The sequence below is a fragment of the Pseudomonas sp. Irchel s3b2 genome, assembly GCF_900187445.1.
Taxonomy (GTDB): Bacteria; Pseudomonadota; Gammaproteobacteria; order Pseudomonadales; family Pseudomonadaceae; genus Aquipseudomonas.
This window is the reverse complement of sequence record NZ_FYEB01000012.1, coordinates 52,024-69,570: the sequence shown is the minus strand read 5'-3', so window position 1 is coordinate 69,570 and position 17,547 is coordinate 52,024. Positions and strand designations below refer to the sequence as shown.

The following is a 17,547-nucleotide window of genomic DNA, read 5'->3' as shown; positions in this document are numbered from 1 at the left end:
GTAATCACTGGAGCCATGTCTCATACGATCCTAACGCCGTGGCGCTGTGCTATCCCGGACAACGAGTTCGATTTGAATGCGCTCACGGCGGGCCAACGGGCGCCCCTCGATTAAAGCCACAATATTGTTGGCACTGCTAATGCCAATTTTTGAGGTTGGCACCCTGACAGTCGTGAGTGCAGGAACGCATGCAGCAGCGAATTCGATATCGTCGAATCCGCTGATAGACAGATCTTTAGGCACATCGATTCCCATGGCTCGGGCCTCTGCCAAAGCTCCAATACATGTCACGTCAGTGCTACAGACGATGGCGGTAGGCCTGGGCTCCAGTTCCATCGCGATGCGCAAACCCGCGCGACCTCCCTCAATCGTGAATGGCTGCTCCACGACTCGCTCACTGGAAAGATCAATCCCGGATTCAAGTAACTGACCGGTAATACCTTTCAACCGGTATTTCGCACGCTCGTTGTGCGAAACCACACCACTGATCATGGCCACACTTTCATGACCGAGGCTAACCAGGTGTTTGGCGATTAACCTGCCACCCTCTTCATTACTGAACCCAACGCAGTAATGATCATGCGTGCCGTCGAGCGACCACATGAGGATAAATGGACATTGCGCAGCGGTCAGGGCTTCATAGGTTGCAGGACTATGCTCGGTACCTACCAGCAGAAGGCCCTCCACACCTCTTTCAATCATGTTTCTTACGTTGACCAGTTCCTGCGCTTGGTCGTACTCGTGAGACGAAATAATCAGGTGATACCCCAGCTCTGTGAGTCTAAGCTGCAAGGCTTGCACTGCTTCTGCGAAGGCCGGATTGTTAAAGGTAGGAAAAACAGCACCGATACTGTGCGTGCGTCTCGACGCCAAAGCGCGCGCGGCGCCATCCCGCACGTAACCGAGCTCAAGAACAGCCGCTTTAACTTTGGCAAGCGTCGCAGGTTTTACCAGGTGGGGCACAGCCAACGCCCTAGATGCACTGCCCATCGACACCCCTGCCAAATCAGCTACATCCTTGAGCTTCGGTTTCTCGATTTTTTTCATTGAAGAGTTAGCATCCTAGGTCTAGGCGTCTTAGACAGGACTGTCAGAAACGGCCCTCGGTTTGCGCACAGGATAATAAGCTAACAGCGACATATCCGGGAGGCGTGTGACTCCAGATCAAAATCTGAAGGGGAGCATCGTTTTGCTCCCCCTCCTACTACACCTACTTGATTACGATTGGATTCACTGGCGCGCCTGTTCCACCAACAACCTTCAGAGGAGCGGCGGTGTATAGGAATGTCCATTGTTGGTCTGCAGCGCAATCATCCGCCAAAGGATCGAGCTGGGCGATTTCAGTTAGCGTGATCCCAAGGTTCCTCATGAGCGCGTTATGCAGCGGCAACGCGACGCCTGAGACCGGATCAACCGTTACTTCATTGGCGATCGTGTCGGTGACGATATTCGGAATCTCCATTTCCTGAAACCAATTCACCAAATCCGGGCTATAGGTCAGTCCAGGCTCAATGAAATCTTTGTAAAACTCCTCCGGGTCACGCTTGTAAAACGAGCCGATCCACCCAGTGCGGATGATCAGAATGTCACGTTTGTTGATGGTTACGCCTTGGGCCCGCGCAGCAGCCATCAGGTCTTCATGGTTGAACGTTTCGCCAGCATCCAGCACTTCCTTGCCACGGTGGCGAGCCATGTCGATCAGGATGCCTCGACCAACAATGCCTCTTTCACCCAAAGGAGCAACGCTTGCTTTGGCTAGCGAACCAATTGTGGTATCCGCGCTGTATCCATTCCATATCTGATCGTCGTACCAAACATGCCCAAGCGCGTCGTACTGAGTCGACCCTTGAAGATGAAAAAACATCACATCGTCGGCGAATTCGTACGAACCTGGAAAATGTGGGCCTTTACCGCAGTTGTAGTGACCTCGATCCATGATATTCATGCGCTTTGACTGCGAGCGTCCTGGCCAAACCGGGTCGCCAGCAGGATCGGCCATCCGAACCTGCAAGGTGAATGTCTTACCTTGCTTGACCTCTCTGACGCCTTGGAGCACCTCGACACCAGTAAGGTAATTAAGTGAACCTACCTCATCATCCGGCCCCCACTTACCCCAATTTTTAGGCGAGTCTTTAAGCAAGTCATGCACGTGAGGAACGTTTTTGTCGGTCATTTTGTGAGCCTCTTTTATTTTTGGATTAGCTGTACTGCGTTTAGCGGCGAAGCTTTCGTTTCAAAATTGTTGACCCAGCGCGTTAGCGCGAGCGAGTCCTCTTATCAATCGCTCTGCGGTCAGTGCTGGTGCCATATTTTTTGCGTACGCGGCCCCCAGCGTCGCCTCGACAACGATGTTCAACTCCTGTGCGGTAAAGGGTGACGGTTGACCGAGGGCTGCCAAGGTAACTGGGAGATTTACGTCACTCAGCAGTTGAGCAACCTCTAGAATCTCGGCATCTGGCCGTTCTTCAACGGACATCTGCACCAGCGTTCCGAAAGCGACCAGTTCACCATGCAGCATGGAAGTGATCGCAGGTATTGCCGTAAGACCTCGCACAAGCGCGTGAGCTAGCGACAGACCGCCACTTTCGAATCCAACCCCACTGATAAGAACGGTGCCCTCAATGACCCGCTCGACATCTTCATTAACTTCATGCCGGCTCACCGCTTGGTAAGCGCTGTGCCCGTAGGTCATGAGCGTCGTAAACACTGCTTCGGTTAGCAGCAACGCTGTGTTCAGCGCGGGAGTACCAAATGAGTTATTGCCTCCGGCAGACTGACATTGCTGCGCCTCAAATTTTTTACTGATGGCGTCACCGATACCTGCGGCGAAAAACCTTGCAGGCGCACGGACGATGACTTCGGTGTCAACGACCACTGCAGAAGGGTTCATATTCAAATATTCGACACCGACGACCTTATGCGCTTCGTCGTAGAGCACAATCAATCGGCTGGTCGGGGCATCGCTCGACGCGATCGTCGGGCATACGACGATCGGAACGTTGAGCTGGACGGCCATCCCTTTAGCCGTGTCAATTGTCTTACCCCCGCCCAAAGCGATGATGGTGTCTGGCCTGTAATCTGCTGATCTCTCACAGAGAGACGCAATTGCCGCTTTGGTGCATTCACCAGGAAAAACGATACTGCTCGCCTCGATGCCATGCTCTGACAATGCATTCCCGACCTCAGGCCACAGGTGCCTCGAGACGAACTCGTCGCACAACACCAAAGGGCGCGATTGCCCCATATCCGAAAGGATTCTACCAAGCTGCTTTAGCGCGCCTGGCCCTTGCTCGTATCGGCCAGGAAAACCCATTGTTCGAACCATGCCATCACCCGCTGCTGAAAAAACCGTGAGATAAATCGTTACGTTGAATACGGAGCCCGGCTGGATCAGCGCATCAACCAGCCACCTGCCACATCCACGACTTGGCCCGTGATGAAGTCGCTGTCGTTGGAAGTCAAAAAGCATGCTGCTTTGGCTACCTCAAGCGGTGTTCCAAGACGGCCCAACGGAGTCTCATCAACGACTGCCTGGTTTGCTTGCGCAGAAACTGTTTTTAGAAGCGGCGTTTCGATGCGTCCCGGAGCCAGCGCGTTTGCCGTAATCCCATAGGGCCCGAGCTCACCTGCCAGGTGACGGGTAAAACCGATAATTGCGGCTTTCGTGGCGCTGTAATGCGCCGCGACGATAGGGAGATATGCGCTGCCAGCAACAGAAGACATGCACACTATTCTTCCAAAACGGCGCTCGACCATCCCCGGTGCGAGAGCTCTGACTAGGTTGAACGAGCCTGTCAGGTTGATGCCAACGACGCGATCCCATTCCTGAGGATCCATTTCCCAAATCGGCGCTGGTGCGCCCTCGTGTTTAGGTGAAATACCTGCATTGTTAATCAAGGTGTCGATTGGGCCGAGCTGCTCGCTAAACTCAAGACAGGCTCGACTGCATTGTGCAAAGTCTGATACGTCAGCTTTCGCCCAGGCCACCCCATGGCCGGCAGCAATGAGTTGCCGGGAAAGCTCGGAAACTGCCTGTTCGTCGAAATCTAACAGGGCAACCCGCGCGCCCTCCTGGCAGTACAGCCGGGCGATCGCGGCACCGATGCCTCCCCCCGCCCCGGTAATGAGGACTGTGCGTCCTGAATGTCGAAGATTCGTCATGCCAAATTCCCCGCGCTGAAAAAGCAGAAACAAGACGCGGTGATGCTCACACACCTCCGGTGCCGCATTGGTTGACCGAAAATTTCGGGCTCATGTAAGCGGGTGGTTTTAGGAGATTTGTGTGGTGAAGCCAGTGCACCCGTGCCGGAGCGGGCGCTGACTTTAGATAAGAGAATGACGAGGGCTACCCGCGTGCTTGAACGAGCGCAGGCTAATGATGAAGTGACCATCATGATCTCCAGACTTGCCATAAGAAAATGGCAAATATGAATCGTTTCACGTCCACAGCTCGCGGGCAAAAGCCAACAACATTAGTGATCTGCTCCCGACTCTAGTTTTTGTATTTATTCTCGAAAGAAATGTTTATGAAGCGCTTCATTTTTATTCGGATATTTGACCGCTGTCAAGCGTCTGCGCGGTCACTTCCTGTCTAAGGAAGGCCAGCAGCGCCTAGAAAACCGAGCGGTGGTGAACGCTTCCACAGTTATGAGCATCTGCGCCAATCATATTGAGGAGGTGGAAACCACGGGTGCAGTCGGCCTCCGAGACACTAACTCATATGGCAGATGCGCGGAATTTGGAAGCAATGCCCAACGCCTGGAAGTCGAAGCCCGAGTGAGATGAATATCCGACGCATAAGCCTGGCATCGACCAGCCGCCCGTGCCTCGCTCGCGGGTCAAGTTGAGTGAGTGCCTTCCACTGAATGCTGTTCCCATGGTGGGCAAGGTGACCAAGCCTCCACGAGCTTATCGATGAAGAGCCGAATTTTTGGAGAGAGGTGCCGCTTGCTAGGGTAAATCACCCGAATAGGCTCTGCGGCCTCTGCATACTCTGCGAGCAATTGAACGAGTTTACCGTTCCTCAAATCGTCATTTACCACATAGGAAGGAAGAGTCGCGATGCCCAGGCCAGCGACAGCTGACTGGTGCAATGACTCAGCACTGTCCATCTGTAGCCTTCCGCCATGAGTAACGGGCACGGAGCTCCCATTCACTCGAAAATTCCAAGGAAGCAATCTCCCACCGCTCACGAAATGCAGGCACTGGTGCTCGGATAAATCCTCAGGCGTTTTAGGCTCGGCATGCTCAGCCAGATACTTGGGTGAAGCGCAGGTAATCATTTGTTGGAAGGCCACCGTGCGCGTGAGCAACCGAGAGTCTTCCTTGGGTGGCCCGATGCGCATGGCCAAATCAAACCCCTCATCGATCAGATCGACCAGCCTGTCGGAAAAGGTGATATCGACGCTCAGGGAGGGCCAATCCTTAAGACAGCACTCAATGTGCTGAAGGACATGAAGTCTGCCCAACGCAACCGGCAGACTCATCCGCAGTCGCCCACTGGGTGTCGAACGACGAAACGCAAGGGCATCCTCCACGTCATCCAGATCCTGAAGCACGCCCACACAGCGCTCATAAAGAACCTGGCCGTCATCGGTCATGCTCAAACTACGAGTGGTGCGATTCAGTAGACGTACCTGTAAACGAGCCTCGAGCCTGACTATCGACTTCCCCACCGCAGAGCGCGTGAGGCCAAGTTGCTTTGCCGCCGCAGTGAAGCTTCCCGCGTTTACCGAGCTTACAAACGCGGCGATATCATTCAGGTTATGGAGTTCCATACGGCCTCAGTGGTCTCAACGTTCGGGCGGCTTAGCACCTGTTATGGGGAACCCTATTCCCCAATACTAAGCATAGTATCTCAATTAGCTAATCCACTCCCAACGATCAATTGAGGTCATTATGAACACTAAAGTCCAAGCAGCCGTCCAAACCTGGGCCAACAGCCTTAGCGATCTGGTACCCGTTCTTAAGGGAATCGATACCACCACAAAAATGAGCGACATCCGCGACTCTTACGCAAAAATGCTCGCGCAAAATCCAGCGCCAGCTGGCGTTAAATTCGAAGCAGTCGACATGGGTGGCGTACCCGGCACACTGGTTACTCCGGACGAGATCAAAACCGACGCGGTCGTGATGTACATCCACGGCGGCGCCTACATTGTAGGTCGTCCAGACGGCTACCACGGTATCGGCGGCAACTACGCGAAAATGCTCGGTGCTCGTGTGTACATGCCGGACTACCGCCTCGCTCCTGAGCACAAGTTTCCAGCCTCTATTAACGACACATTGCGCGCTTACGAATGGTTGCTTGAGCAGAAAATCCCGGCTAACAAAATTGCGTTCTCTGGCGAGTCGGCTGGCGGCGCAATGGTTGTCAGCGTCATGGTCGCGGCTAAATCGAAAGGGCTTCCATTGCCTGCGGTTGGCTCCTCCATCTCACCATGGGCGAACCTTGAACACACCGGTGCTTCCATGAGCAACCGTGAAGGTCTGGATCCTCTGAACTCCAAGCCTGTCTTGGACATCCTCGCCAGAGCATTCCTAGGCGACACATTGGCCAATCATCCTCTGGCCTCACCTGTGTTCGCGGACGTCACCGGCCTTCCACCAATCTTGGTGCAGATCGGCGAGAACGAGCTGATGTTGAGTGATGCAATGCGCCTTGCAACTCACCTGGCTGATAACCGCGTTCGCGTGAACCTGGAAGTATGGCCCGCGATGTTCCACGCCTGGCACTTCTACGCCACCATGCTGCCAGAAGGTCAGCAGGCTATGGAGAGTTCCGTTCGCTTCATCGAGGCAGGCTTGGCCGACGCGAACCGCTAAAACGCAGAACAACCGCGATAGCTTTGTGGCTGTCGCGGTTCTGCTCATCCTGTTTCTATAAAAGCTTCATCAGGCTATTCAAAAAACCTGAGCAAGCGCCCCGCCCAACCCGATCGAATTTCACCAGACGCCCCTTCTTGGCAGGTCGTGTCCACTGAACTCAGAAGATGGTTTTCCGATGACACAAGATCGCAGCACGATTAACCCCAGGGTCTATGCGCTGACCTTCACGGCATTTGTAATGCTCTCCTCTGAATTTATAGTCGCAGGCCTACTGCCTCAAATTGCTACGTCGCTCGCCATCACTATCGGTGCAGCGAGTGGACTCGTGACAGCTTTTGCTTTAGGCATGGGCATCAGCGCGCCCATCATTGGTGTGCTAGCACACCGAGCCTCCAAACGATCCCTTCTCATCGCCGCGTGCGTGGCACTTGTTCTCGGGAATGGGATTTCAGCAGTCTTTAGCGACTACTACATCATCCTCATTGGTCGCGTACTAGGAGGAATCGGTGTTGCTGTTTTCTGGACAAACGCCGCTCTGGCCGCGAAGTCACTGTCTCAAGGCCGCAATGAAAGCATGGCGATTGGTAGAGTCTTGGTAGGGATCTCGATCGCATCCGTCGTAGGCGTCCCAGTCGGCAAACTCGTCGCAGACGCCACCAATTGGCGGATGGCAATGTGGATGATGACAGCGCTGAGCAGTGTGGCTTTGCTAACCGTGTGGATTTGGGTGAGGCCTACAGAAGAATCGCGGCAGAAAGAAAATCTGCGCGACACCCTGCGTGTAGCCTTCAAGCCTGACGTATCAATGACCTTGGTCAGTTCATGCTTAATGTTTGCTGGCGTAGCCTCGGCATTCAACTTCTTGGCTACCTTCCTGGAAAGGGAGACCGGCTTCGGTGAGATGAAAATCACACTGATTCTATGTCTGTACGGCATCGCAGACATTGTGAGCAATTTGATCCTATCCAAACGTGTGAAGGACGATCTTGAGCCCATGTTCAGACGGGTCTTGGTGACCATGGCCGTGGGCATGTGCGCCCTGTCAGTGTTTGGCAATCTCACATGGGCTGTACCACTCGCCATCATCATCGTTGCCAGCAGCCACGCTGGTGTCAGCCTGCTTATCGGAATAGACGTGCTAAAAAGGGCTGGGAACGCTGGTCAGTTGATCAACGCCATAAACGTATCAATGATAAATCTAGGCATCGGCATTGGTGCAGTCATCACTGGGTTGCTGGTAGATCGCGTGGGCGTTAGCAGCATAGGCTGGGTTGGCGCATGCTTCATTGCTCTGGCGCTGTGTACCCGATGGAAAATCGAACGCAGCCACCAACAGCATAATGGCTGAGTTGTAGACCGATGCTTAAAATTGCCTTGCGCCTTAAAGCAACGCCGACTAGCGCGGGACATGCCAATTCAATATCCAAGCGTCACGGGCTCAGCGGGCTGACTGCTGAAACTAACGCCCTGGTAAAGCACTAATGAAAAGGGCCCCCAGGGGCCCTTTTGTACTCAAACCGAACTCACTTGGTCAGCCAGGACTCGACAGTGTCGGAACCGTATTTTGCTTTCCATTCCTTCAGCGTTTTGTGGTTGCCGCCTTTGGTTTCCACGACTTCGCCAGACTCCGGATTTTTGTAGACCTTCACTTGGCGTGGTTTACGAGTGCCGGTCTTGGACTCGGCTGCTGGTGCGCGACGACCAGACTTCGGATCAAGCAGGTTGATCACCTTCGGCAGGCTGTAGCTGTATTCGGCAAGCAAGGCGCGCAGCTTTGTCTCAAATTCGATTTCTCGCTTCAAACCTGAGTCGTTTTTCATCGACTCGAGTTCTGCGAGTTGTGCCGCCAGTTGTTGCTCAAGTCTACGATACTCTATAAGACGTGACATTTATTGTTTCCCTAATAGGATATTAATTAAGCCTCAATGATAAATACCATCATTGAACATCGGGATGGATTTTTGATCTCTCATAATTAACCACCCAACCGAGTGGCAGCACAGATATTGTTTTCTTCCGCGCATCCACGCTATCAACAACTGACTCTATCAAATTCGCATTGGAGAGGCTCTGTAGATGCGGCACCATGGCTTGATAGCTCTTGAAGCCAAACTCTGGGAAATCACTAGGCTTCAAAGATCCGCCTTTCTTGGTGACTGCATCAAAGACTGCCCACGCTCGCTTCCCTACAACAGAGTTTTGCAGGATTTTACTCGCCATGCTAGTCAACCACTCTTCCAGCAAAGCCACTTTCCCTTCCGTTTTAGAAAAATCGACTCCCCTCATAAGCGCCCACAGGGTGAAATCCTGGCAATATTTCATTGCTATTCGTAGGTTTTTATGACCTATATGATACAGCATTAAAAAACCATCAATCTCGACTGGGGCTGATACCACATCTTCAATCTTAAAAGCATTCAACCGCGCTTCAATTAATGCACCAATGTGCTCATCCCGCACAGGTAGTATATCTACCGGATCGCCAAGGAAGCCTACAAGTCTACCCGTGCTTGCAACACTTCTAATGATACCTCGCGCCCCACAAAGCACCCACCGCAAGCCAGGGATATTTAATACTTCATCTCTCATCTCTTCCAATAGCGCTTTTGCTTCGCTGGAGGTTTCCAGCAACTCGAGATTATCGATAACACATAGAAAAAAACCAGACTGCGGGTCTTTAAACTGCGTCTCTAACCACGTTTTAACTTCATCAATTGCTTCAGCTAACTCAGAGCTGTCCCCGCCTCCGATCGATTCGCTTACACCACCATTTTCAGACGAGGTACTGATTACTCTCAGAGCTCGACGCCATCCTTCTAAAACTGGAATTGTTGGTATGGAAAGTTCTTCAACAGGTAAAACATCTCTGTTAGCTATTAACGCCTGAACTATCTGAAGGAAAACTTTAACTCTAAATGCAGAGACATTTTCTCGTGCAGACAGTTGAAAGTTTTTTTGCAGGGGAAGCACGAACTTGCTTTCTCCCGCTAGATACGATTGAAAAAGCCTGTATCCTGCGACTGATACCAAGCTGGTTTTGCCGACGCCATTACCGCCTTCAAGTGTGGGGTGCGTATGTAAATTCAATAGCGATATTGACAGCGACCTTAACTCAGTCTCTCGTCCAACAAGCAATTTATCCCCTAACTCATCAGAGGTTATGGGCAGTGAGTTATATGGGCTATCAGTTAACCCTAAAGACTTCCAGATATCCAGCGATCCGCCGACACTCATCACTTAACCCCTTCCACCAAAACCTTCTCTAGATAATCGCTAGCACCAAAAGCCGAGCGATTATAAAATCCTATTGATTCAATTAACGCGGGATCTTTATTACCTTGAACATCAAACGGCATGTGCTCCAGCAAAGAATAGCGCTCAACAAGCAACTTATACTTGAAATACTGATCACCTTCGGACGTGCAGAAGCAGTTGACTGCCAGCAACTGAACAACATCAGACCTTAAAAAAGATCGAATTATATTCGAATACATTTTCTCACTATCTTGTAATGGTGCCGACCCGAGTGTTACGACATCAAATTTCGATACCAAAGAAGAGTTCGGAATACAGACACAAAGAAACTTCAGCAACTGATATAACGCTCGAAAATAATGACCACAATCTTCGTTATGCGCATCCATAGCAATCTTTGCTTCAGATAGACTTTCCTTATCCCAGTCAAATACGTGGTCATATGCAAGATCAACTGGCGATGCGGAGACTTCCGATATCTGAGTTGATATTGACTCCAAGGCTTTATTATGTTGTGCCAGCAACGAGAAAAAAGTTGACTCGAACTGCTGCCTAATCAATGTATTAGCCTGTTGCTGCAAAACTTTTTCTGACTTCTCCTGAGCGTCCGCCGAACGCGAAAACTGTGTTCTAGCTTCTTTAAGTTCCTTTCCCTGAAGATAAATAGTAAGAAGCAAGCCACTGAAGCTAAGTAGCCCAAATACCGGATTCAGCACCCCACCTACGTAATCGCCAAACGTCCCCCAATCCGCATTAAGCGTGCTAAATCCACCTTGAAAGTTATCAAAATACAGAGACAACACCTTATATACAAAATATACCAGCGCTAAAACCAACACTAAAACAATAACACCCGGAGCGTATTTCCTTAAGGTATCCATGCTACTCCTAACATATTCGTCGAAAAACTTTACCGTAATTTATAGGATTCCGATTATAGACGCCTGCTGTGATCTGGAACCAGACACATTTTTCCGTTTTGTGCATTTACCAAGTCCAGAATTTCTCAACCGGCTGTCCATCAATCAACGATACACCCGCCAAGGAGCTTATAGATCGAGCAGAGGTCGCCCATGTACACGCCTTTATCCGACGCCGTCTCGAACAAACGAGGAAGGCGAGGGCCGGTGCTCTGCGTTGTCAATGAACTAACTGAGGTCACTTGCTGGAAACCGTCCAAAGCTGATCAACCCGCGTAGTGAAACTCTGACTCATCATCTCCCCGTCGCATACCCCAGTCGGGATCTGTCGGCACACGTCGTAGCGTGCTTGCGGTCAATCTTGGACGAAAAAAAATTACGACCGATGGGGTTTCTAGGGGAACATTTTGAGGTTGGACAGGGAGCAATGAGGGTTGAAACCTGGCGGAATTTCGATGTGCCGCCGGAGGTTGCGAATGGCATTCCACTGCTAACCGGTTTGCATTCAACTCACCAAGTTCATTAGTTTTTCCTTAAACCAAAATGGACAAGGATCAGAGCGTATAGCAGGCAGAGATCGGCCAAAAGTGGACGGTGGACACTGTGATGGCAAATGAGTAGTGTCACGGATGGTGCTCTCGACTCTAGAGGGCAGCAGGGCTTGCCGTCATCCATGTCGCGTTCTCTCTGAGCAATGACCAGCTCGAAGCTAGACAAGGATATGCAGGGCGACAAGGAACGATGTACGACATGCCATCGCGACAAAAAACGCGAAATGGCATGTACCTAATATTAGATAGGTTTATTTATCATGTCCGAAACAGCGCTTATAGATCGGCTAACAAAGAATATCGGGCATGACTTTGAGATCCTCCGTGAAGTATCGGGGCACCATCCGATTTATAAGAAAAATGTTCGGATAGACCTCATGCTTAAGGCGAAGCCTCATTTGGTAGAAGCAGGATTTACTAATGAGTGGTTTGGTGTTGAATGCAAATGGTCTGACACAATTCACGGTGCCACATCAAAAGTCACGCGCATGGCATGGCAAAGTATTACGTACGCGCAATCAACATTTTTAGTTAAAGGTGAATATTTAATTCCATCGTTTGTCGCTGTATACACACCAGACAATCTGGATAAAATAATTGAGAACCATCTAGAAACACTATTGAGCCTGGGTCTTTACGGCAACGTTGGCCGTCTATATTTTTATAGAGATCAATCATGGGGCATAAAATTCGCTTCAATTTATGCTCGCAGCAATTCCAATGGCTTTCACGTAAAACATAACCAATTACCTGCAAGAAGAGCTGGCAGTGTCTAATCTCACTTCAAATTCGCTAGCTGAGCCCCTCTTTATCTCCTTGGAACTCTATCTTTGGTTTTCATTTCACAGTGCGGTCGCTAGCTCGGCAACAAGCTGCCTTTGAATCTGCTCATCGTTCTTAGCGATACCTAAGCGTGGATTTATTGCCCATTGCGACGTATGCACTATCAGACCTCTCGCCTCCGAGGTAGCCATGAATGAAAATCTGATGATAGTTCCGATGATTTTCTTGTGTCTTCTCTCGTAAACTCGCTCCCATAGCAGAGAGTGTTCCTCGATAAAGTGATCCATTAGTTGATTCAATGACGCTAACAACGTCTCATCGTTCCTAGCCTTGAAGATTTTGTCCCCTCGGTTCAAAATTTTGGAGACGTCTAAAGCGACAATTCCACGGTGGCCAGAACCTACCGCACTCATAAGCGTTTTTTCTAGCTGACTAGAAGCTTTGCGAACATTGCTCTCAATTTTTTCTACGGTAGTGACACGTTTGCACTCTACCCATATTTTCTTACCACCCAGACTGATCCCCGTATCGGATCTCGCATTGAGTATGGCCTCAACACCTCTATTTGGACGATGGGCTTTCGCTGCAACTGCAGCTTCAAAAAGGAAATTTCGAGCAGCGGAAGAGTCAGGCGTCTCACTCGCGGCGTTGATTGGGCCATTTACACCTTTTTGAAGTTTCTCAACAATAGACTTTAACTCGTGATTCGGAATGCCGTGAAATGCTTTATGGATATTTATAAAATCGAAAACCTCAAACATCGAGTTGACGAAGCCAGGAAATATCTGTCGACCCTCATCTGTAGTTACGGTCTTGTACGCGTCCTTCCAGTATCCGATGGTCTTTTCGTAGTTAGAAGTTCTTCCTGAGCCCATTTTTATTCCAAGCTCCTCCATCCACCTTAAGGCAGCCGAGTACTGCTCAAAAATAGTTTCGTAATTCTCAGTGAGGATGGACATTAAGAGCCTAAAGTAGAAATAAGCGGTTTTGCGCGGATTTTAGCGCAGGAGGTCATTCCAGTATCGCAAGATCTATGCATCCGTGAAATGATCAGCGCGCACATGAGGCTGACACTCGCGGACTGCTTCAGTTCTAAAGAAGCTCTCTACGCCCCAACGGGGGCCTACTCCTGAGCCTATGGCAGAGCCCTACGAGCGCGACAACAGTGACGATTGTTGGACGGTCAATTTTGGCCGAAATCAGTGTGTCGTCAGCATCCACTTTGGGTAGTTCTGAGCCGGTCTCGGCCACGAATCTTGCTTGTCAAAATTCGATGCGCATGACTGGTCGGATCGAATGCAAATGGATGGGCAAGTCCGTGCGCTTACCCCCCCTGACAATCAGTGTCATTACGACTCAAATTTTCAATCAACGCTGACGCCAGATACCTGAAGATCCATGTCGATCACGATCGCCCTCTGGCTTGAGGTAGGGTCGATGTCGGAAATATCAGTCCAAGACTCAAGCACTTCGTACGTAGCAATTCCCCTTCCCTTGCAGATGATGTCTTCGTAACACGCAACTACGTCCTCCAGCCCCGAGCCTTCTGACCTTGGGATGATCACCGTCAGCTGGGGGTCAAAAGCTTCCAGGGCCCTGATTAACTCACCAACCTTCATGACTGTTATCTCGCTGTAGAGGCCTCGATGCTTGTTCGATTAAGCGCTCATGACAAGCTCAAAATCTTGGGATCCAGTGATCAAAATAAAACTCCCAGGGTAGTCGACTCGGGTTAATCATCAGCGGTCAAAAGCGTCGCTTCGAGATCGACACAAACTCCGAGGACTAAGGAGTTGATGCGTGACACCAAGCGTGTATCTACAAGCTTCAAATTCTCTGGATAGCTGTCGATATCGCTGGCCAAAACGTTAAGGACTTGGGACACGGAATCGCTTTCTCCTGCCCTCTCAGGCAGTGAGTGCATTGCGTCGCTCGGAACGATGGGTACGGTAGCGTTCGTGCTGGAGTCTTTCATGTTGACGACCTTACCCAGCAGTTAATCTGGCCGAGTTTGATTGCATCAGGCTGGAGCTGAGTCGTTCGAGATCGGCGTCAAGACTATAGCGCCGTCGATTACTTCAATCGTCAGTACATCACCGACGCCCAGCCCTAAACTAGAGATTAAATCTGGGGGCAAGTCGACGATGACGTCGCCACTCCCAGCTGCTGGATCTTGGCATATCGCTGTCCAGCTTTTGGCTTTGGTCATGTTGTTGCTCGTGAAATTCATGATTCCCACAGGCATAGATAACCTTACGTTCGAACGCCAGGTTCGCCCATTCCACGGCTCGACATTTTGGGTCGATGTCTCCCGCCAAGGTCACCAAATCTGCGCCGGTCGGAGGCGGCACGAACTCGGAAAACTCGAGGTGTAAGTCTGAAAGCACGTAAACCTTCATCTGTTACTCCTCTAGCTCATTCGCCAGGTGTGCTAGGAAAAATATAATCCAGTGACACGCAAGCTAGATGCGCCGCTACGATTGAATCGCCCCTTCGCGTAAGCGCCTAGCTTCACCGCTCTTCAGCAAGCGTACATTGCCTGGGCTAATCAGTGCTTCGTCGGTTCACCAGCACCCCACGTCGGCGGATGCTCAACAATATCAATCGCCATCGTCAGCTCGAATTGAATACGAGCGAAAACTGTATCGAGGTTCGGATGAGCTCCCGAATCGCGCAAGGCATTCACTAACTGCAGGAGCTCTCGCCCCTGCGCGACTGGCATCTGAACATCGCAGTACACCGTGTCGTCATCAAGAGCCATCGCCAATCCTCCGCATATTTTCTAACCTATGGTGGGGTACGAAGCTGATGTCAAACCCTTGTAAAGCAATGCAAGGATCCGTGCGTCCAACAGGGCCTGGTGTGGCAGGCCTGGGAGTTCCACCTCTTGCAGGGCGTCAGTGTTTGCCTTGCTGAATAGAGTGGTGAGATTGGTCGGCCGGTTCATGACATGTGCTGGCCAACTGTGGTGTACGTATGCGAGGTCACAGAAAAAATCCCAGTCCCAGTCCGGGGCGTCTGTGCAAATCTCAAGCACCTCATCGAAGCGGGCGAGGAAATCGATTAGGGATACATGGGCATTCGCAACTGTCTGGCCATGGAGGACTGGGTTGAGCTGCGGGAGTACGTGTTGGACGACGAATTCGCTGCAGTCACTAACGGTGTAGGTATCCAGGAGCTCGACATAGAACTCTTGGCCAGATTCAGCCACCAAGCCCAGCGAGATGAGCTTTGCGTCCCTGTTGAGCTGACTGAACTCACAATCCAAAAAAAGCTTCATCGGCCACCATCAACTTTTCCATATCAACCTTTGCATAATCATCAGCAGAGAAACTATTGTTCGAGCCACTGCGCTCATCTCCATTGGCAGAAACAACTTCTCATCTCAAGAAATGCGTTTGAACGCAAATAAACAATCGCACCGTGCGTTCAAGCATCTGTGTCGAATTTCTCTCTCAGATCAAATCTGCCGAACTCCCCGAGATGAATAACGCGACAGGGTGTCTTTTCGAGATACCGCTTTGCCACGAGATACTCGTGAAAATTGAACAACAGAAGGTATTCCTCATCAGGGACGGGCGTCCGGCTTTTGAACTCTTCGATTACATCATTGAACTCAAAATCTCGCAGCGCCACGTACGGGCCTTCGCGGATGTATGACTCATACATACCAGAAGACACGCAAAGGGGCTCACCTTTCTTGATGTACATTCCCATTTAGCCCTCCTGAGATCCATTACCAAGATCTAGACTCTGATAACGCCCCACATGCTCCCGTGAGACGTGCGCTAGTGACGACAAAGCTGGGCTGACTGTAAAAGGCTTCTGAAGCTGGCTCTACCACCACAATCCCTCTTGAAGGACGCAACGACATAGCGGCTATTCAACGTGGTTAACACCCAGAAACGACCTTCCTTCGTAGCAAAACGGATGTCAGAAGTACGCAAAAAATGTCCGTCAGCGAATCGCCCATGCGGGCCTGGTTCTATGTGACCGTAGACGATGCCCACCGCTGAATTCGAGTGAACGAATACATCACTTAGGTACGCGGTGACAGGTTCTTCATAGAAGTGCTTGCTCGCGCGAATGAGCCTGCGAATATCTAAATCGGTAAGCCGTTTGGAGTGCAATTCAATTTCTGTGTCACCAGACATCAGCATCTCCCTTATCAGTAAATTTTAAGGACGTCGGACAAGGATTCTTTGGTGATGGATGGGTCGTGAGAGTCGGTATAGATAGAGCCGTTTGCCAGCTCCAACACACATACTGGAATGTCATTTTTTTCGACGCCTACGAATACTCCTGCCAGCGTCTCCATGAGCCATTCGCCTTTTTTGTTCATCCAGCCTGGCGTAACGACCTTTACGTCCACAACCACCCGATCAGCCCTCGGATCCTTAAGAGTCTCGAGCAGCTTGATCTCGTCGTTCAGCATGACTACATGACTTGTCATCCTGCCTTCTCGGCGCACTTCCAGACTAACGTGATACCAGTGCAATGACAGGTCGCGTGAGACCTTAAGCCAGTGAGAGACCTCTTCACTCATCGTTCCCGGTCGCCCGTACTTGTTTTTTAATTTGGTTCTGAACATTTTGACTCTCTGCTTTGAACGCTCGCATGCCCGGTCTCCGTTTAAAAAAAAGAAAGAGCTGTTTTGAGGCTTGTGGCTTTTTCGTGACCGTTGCCTACCAACATGTAGATTGTGTTCCTAGTTTCGAAGAGATAACCCTCTTCGAACGAAATCGCGAACGTACTACGTACCCAATCGCCAACATCAAATCTTCTCTGACTGTCAAATAGGACGTTGTGCGCAAAAACAACCAGGGGCAGTTGGCCGGCTGCGTGGATTTTTTGCAGCTCGCCTTCTGAGACGTCTACTCGGAAAATTGTCCATTGCTCGATAAGGCAGTAGGGCTTACGTGGAAAGCGAGATTTCGCCAGTTCGATGAGCTCGTCCACTGTGTCCATAGAACCTTGAAGAGGCTCACCTGGGCCGTTGAGTAGCTCACTGCTTGACGAAAAGTCGGTCACCGAGATTCCTCTGATGTGGCAATTGATGAAAATTATTTAGCGTGAGGCCCGTGCTCGTGACTCGAGTGATATGCCGACCTAGCCTGTGTATTCGTGGGCTATGGCAAGAGGTCAATCTAGCCATCGTCGAAAAACCTCCCATCTCGATAAATATATAGATTTGAATGGGACATGGCAAA

General features: G+C 50.7%; 21 protein-coding genes and 1 pseudogene. 3 read left to right on the top strand and 19 right to left on the bottom strand.

What is annotated here, in order from left to right; translation table 11 throughout:
• Positions 1-30: 30 nt before the first annotated feature.
• The 5 genes from CKW20_RS21895 to CKW20_RS21870 form a co-directional block, all read right to left on the bottom strand.
• Complete coding sequence (locus CKW20_RS21895; protein WP_095054738.1) at positions 31-1,047, bottom strand: substrate-binding domain-containing protein; 1,017 nt, start codon at positions 1,045-1,047, stop codon at positions 31-33.
• 163 nt (positions 1,048-1,210) lie between these two features.
• Positions 1,211-2,173, bottom strand: a complete 963-nt coding sequence (locus CKW20_RS21890) for a cyclase family protein (RefSeq protein ID WP_095054737.1) — start codon at positions 2,171-2,173, stop codon at positions 1,211-1,213.
• A 60-nt stretch (positions 2,174-2,233) separates the two neighbouring features.
• Positions 2,234-3,469 carry a glycerol dehydrogenase gene (locus CKW20_RS21885; protein WP_256585087.1) on the bottom strand — a complete coding sequence of 412 codons (1,236 nt, stop codon included), beginning with the start codon at positions 3,467-3,469 and terminating at the stop codon, positions 2,234-2,236.
• Positions 3,391-4,161 carry an SDR family NAD(P)-dependent oxidoreductase gene (locus CKW20_RS21880; protein ID WP_095054735.1) on the bottom strand — a complete coding sequence of 257 codons (771 nt, stop codon included), beginning with the start codon at positions 4,159-4,161 and terminating at the stop codon, positions 3,391-3,393. Before CKW20_RS21880 ends, CKW20_RS21885 begins: the two co-directional genes overlap by 79 nt.
• Positions 4,162-4,838: 677 nt before the next feature.
• Positions 4,839-5,777, bottom strand: coding sequence for a LysR family transcriptional regulator (locus tag CKW20_RS21870; RefSeq protein WP_095054733.1), 939 nt, complete (start codon positions 5,775-5,777; stop codon positions 4,839-4,841).
• 121 nt (positions 5,778-5,898) lie between these two features.
• Between CKW20_RS21870 and CKW20_RS21865 the strand changes: the two genes are divergently transcribed.
• Positions 5,899-6,825, top strand: a complete 927-nt coding sequence (locus CKW20_RS21865) for an alpha/beta hydrolase (protein ID WP_176466942.1) — start codon at positions 5,899-5,901, stop codon at positions 6,823-6,825.
• Between the two features lie 178 nt (positions 6,826-7,003).
• The gene (locus CKW20_RS21860) at positions 7,004-8,176 is read left to right on the top strand and encodes an MFS transporter (protein ID WP_095054732.1); all 1,173 of its coding nucleotides are present in this window, start codon (positions 7,004-7,006) and stop codon (positions 8,174-8,176) included.
• Positions 8,177-8,351: 175 nt separating this feature from the next.
• On the opposite strand, the gene CKW20_RS21855 is transcribed toward CKW20_RS21860, so the two are convergent.
• The 4 genes and pseudogenes from CKW20_RS21855 to CKW20_RS30230 form a co-directional block, all read right to left on the bottom strand.
• Positions 8,352-8,717: a histone-like nucleoid-structuring protein, MvaT/MvaU family gene (locus CKW20_RS21855; RefSeq protein WP_095054731.1), complete on the bottom strand. Its 366-nt coding sequence runs from the start codon at positions 8,715-8,717 to the stop codon at positions 8,352-8,354.
• 49 nt (positions 8,718-8,766) lie between these two features.
• Positions 8,767-10,062, bottom strand: a complete 1,296-nt coding sequence (locus CKW20_RS21850) for a hypothetical protein (protein WP_095054730.1) — start codon at positions 10,060-10,062, stop codon at positions 8,767-8,769.
• The gene (locus CKW20_RS21845) at positions 10,062-10,964 is read right to left on the bottom strand and encodes a putative phage abortive infection protein (protein ID WP_095054729.1); all 903 of its coding nucleotides are present in this window, start codon (positions 10,962-10,964) and stop codon (positions 10,062-10,064) included. The genes CKW20_RS21850 and CKW20_RS21845 overlap by 1 nt, the downstream gene beginning before the upstream one ends.
• A 277-nt stretch (positions 10,965-11,241) precedes the next feature.
• Positions 11,242-11,338: pseudogene (locus CKW20_RS30230) on the bottom strand (DUF4113 domain-containing protein); the annotation flags it as partial.
• Between the two features lie 476 nt (positions 11,339-11,814).
• Between CKW20_RS30230 and CKW20_RS29320 the strand changes: the two are divergent.
• On the top strand, positions 11,815-12,330 hold the full coding sequence (locus CKW20_RS29320) for a hypothetical protein (protein ID WP_141228973.1): 516 nt from the start codon (positions 11,815-11,817) through the stop codon (positions 12,328-12,330).
• 66 nt (positions 12,331-12,396) lie between these two features.
• On the opposite strand, the gene CKW20_RS21840 is transcribed toward CKW20_RS29320, so the two are convergent.
• From CKW20_RS21840 to CKW20_RS21795, 10 genes are all read right to left on the bottom strand, one after another.
• The gene (locus tag CKW20_RS21840) at positions 12,397-13,296 is read right to left on the bottom strand and encodes a hypothetical protein (protein WP_095054728.1); all 900 of its coding nucleotides are present in this window, start codon (positions 13,294-13,296) and stop codon (positions 12,397-12,399) included.
• A gap of 405 nt (positions 13,297-13,701) precedes the next feature.
• Positions 13,702-13,956 carry a hypothetical protein gene (locus tag CKW20_RS21835; RefSeq protein WP_095054727.1) on the bottom strand — a complete coding sequence of 85 codons (255 nt, stop codon included), beginning with the start codon at positions 13,954-13,956 and terminating at the stop codon, positions 13,702-13,704.
• A gap of 113 nt (positions 13,957-14,069) precedes the next feature.
• The gene (locus CKW20_RS21830) at positions 14,070-14,312 is read right to left on the bottom strand and encodes a type II toxin-antitoxin system PrlF family antitoxin (RefSeq protein ID WP_095054726.1); all 243 of its coding nucleotides are present in this window, start codon (positions 14,310-14,312) and stop codon (positions 14,070-14,072) included.
• A gap of 45 nt (positions 14,313-14,357) precedes the next feature.
• Positions 14,358-14,519: an AbrB/MazE/SpoVT family DNA-binding domain-containing protein gene (locus CKW20_RS29970; RefSeq protein ID WP_256585099.1), complete on the bottom strand. Its 162-nt coding sequence runs from the start codon at positions 14,517-14,519 to the stop codon at positions 14,358-14,360.
• Positions 14,452-14,736, bottom strand: coding sequence for a metallophosphoesterase (locus CKW20_RS29315; protein WP_141228972.1), 285 nt, complete (start codon positions 14,734-14,736; stop codon positions 14,452-14,454). Before CKW20_RS29315 ends, CKW20_RS29970 begins: the two co-directional genes overlap by 68 nt.
• A 149-nt stretch (positions 14,737-14,885) precedes the next feature.
• Entirely contained in the window at positions 14,886-15,098 is a 213-nt protein-coding gene (locus CKW20_RS21820) for a hypothetical protein (RefSeq protein ID WP_095054725.1), read from the bottom strand.
• Positions 15,099-15,119: 21 nt separating this feature from the next.
• Entirely contained in the window at positions 15,120-15,617 is a 498-nt protein-coding gene (locus tag CKW20_RS21815) for a 3'-5' exoribonuclease (protein ID WP_095054724.1), read from the bottom strand.
• 149 nt (positions 15,618-15,766) lie between these two features.
• The gene (locus CKW20_RS21810; protein WP_095054723.1) at positions 15,767-16,054 is read right to left on the bottom strand and encodes a hypothetical protein; all 288 of its coding nucleotides are present in this window, start codon (positions 16,052-16,054) and stop codon (positions 15,767-15,769) included.
• A 451-nt stretch (positions 16,055-16,505) separates the two neighbouring features.
• Entirely contained in the window at positions 16,506-16,928 is a 423-nt protein-coding gene (locus CKW20_RS21800; protein ID WP_095054721.1) for a hypothetical protein, read from the bottom strand.
• 41 nt (positions 16,929-16,969) lie between these two features.
• Positions 16,970-17,368: a hypothetical protein gene (locus tag CKW20_RS21795; protein WP_095054720.1), complete on the bottom strand. Its 399-nt coding sequence runs from the start codon at positions 17,366-17,368 to the stop codon at positions 16,970-16,972.
• Positions 17,369-17,547: the final 179 nt, after the last annotated feature.

Coding starts and splice junctions, on each gene's coding strand:
- CKW20_RS21890 (WP_095054737.1), bottom strand. CDS start 2,173: ATGACCGACAAAAACGTTCCTCACGTGCATGACTTGCTTAAAGACTCG.
- CKW20_RS21855 (WP_095054731.1), bottom strand. CDS start 8,717: ATGTCACGTCTTATAGAGTATCGTAGACTTGAGCAACAACTGGCGGCA.
- CKW20_RS21830 (WP_095054726.1), bottom strand. CDS start 14,312: ATGAAAGACTCCAGCACGAACGCTACCGTACCCATCGTTCCGAGCGAC.
- CKW20_RS21895 (WP_095054738.1), bottom strand. CDS start 1,047: ATGAAAAAAATCGAGAAACCGAAGCTCAAGGATGTAGCTGATTTGGCA.
- CKW20_RS21880 (WP_095054735.1), bottom strand. CDS start 4,161: ATGACGAATCTTCGACATTCAGGACGCACAGTCCTCATTACCGGGGCG.
- CKW20_RS21845 (WP_095054729.1), bottom strand. CDS start 10,964: ATGGATACCTTAAGGAAATACGCTCCGGGTGTTATTGTTTTAGTGTTG.
- CKW20_RS21835 (WP_095054727.1), bottom strand. CDS start 13,956: ATGAAGGTTGGTGAGTTAATCAGGGCCCTGGAAGCTTTTGACCCCCAG.
- CKW20_RS21810 (WP_095054723.1), bottom strand. CDS start 16,054: ATGGGAATGTACATCAAGAAAGGTGAGCCCCTTTGCGTGTCTTCTGGT.
- CKW20_RS29315 (WP_141228972.1), bottom strand. CDS start 14,736: ATGAAGGTTTACGTGCTTTCAGACTTACACCTCGAGTTTTCCGAGTTC.
- CKW20_RS29320 (WP_141228973.1), top strand. CDS start 11,815: ATGTCCGAAACAGCGCTTATAGATCGGCTAACAAAGAATATCGGGCAT.
- CKW20_RS21820 (WP_095054725.1), bottom strand. CDS start 15,098: ATGGCTCTTGATGACGACACGGTGTACTGCGATGTTCAGATGCCAGTC.
- CKW20_RS21815 (WP_095054724.1), bottom strand. CDS start 15,617: ATGAAGCTTTTTTTGGATTGTGAGTTCAGTCAGCTCAACAGGGACGCA.
- CKW20_RS21885 (WP_256585087.1), bottom strand. CDS start 3,469: ATGCTTTTTGACTTCCAACGACAGCGACTTCATCACGGGCCAAGTCGT.
- CKW20_RS21850 (WP_095054730.1), bottom strand. CDS start 10,062: ATGAGTGTCGGCGGATCGCTGGATATCTGGAAGTCTTTAGGGTTAACT.
- CKW20_RS21800 (WP_095054721.1), bottom strand. CDS start 16,928: ATGTTCAGAACCAAATTAAAAAACAAGTACGGGCGACCGGGAACGATG.
- CKW20_RS21870 (WP_095054733.1), bottom strand. CDS start 5,777: ATGGAACTCCATAACCTGAATGATATCGCCGCGTTTGTAAGCTCGGTA.
- CKW20_RS21865 (WP_176466942.1), top strand. CDS start 5,899: ATGAACACTAAAGTCCAAGCAGCCGTCCAAACCTGGGCCAACAGCCTT.
- CKW20_RS21860 (WP_095054732.1), top strand. CDS start 7,004: ATGACACAAGATCGCAGCACGATTAACCCCAGGGTCTATGCGCTGACC.
- CKW20_RS21840 (WP_095054728.1), bottom strand. CDS start 13,296: ATGTCCATCCTCACTGAGAATTACGAAACTATTTTTGAGCAGTACTCG.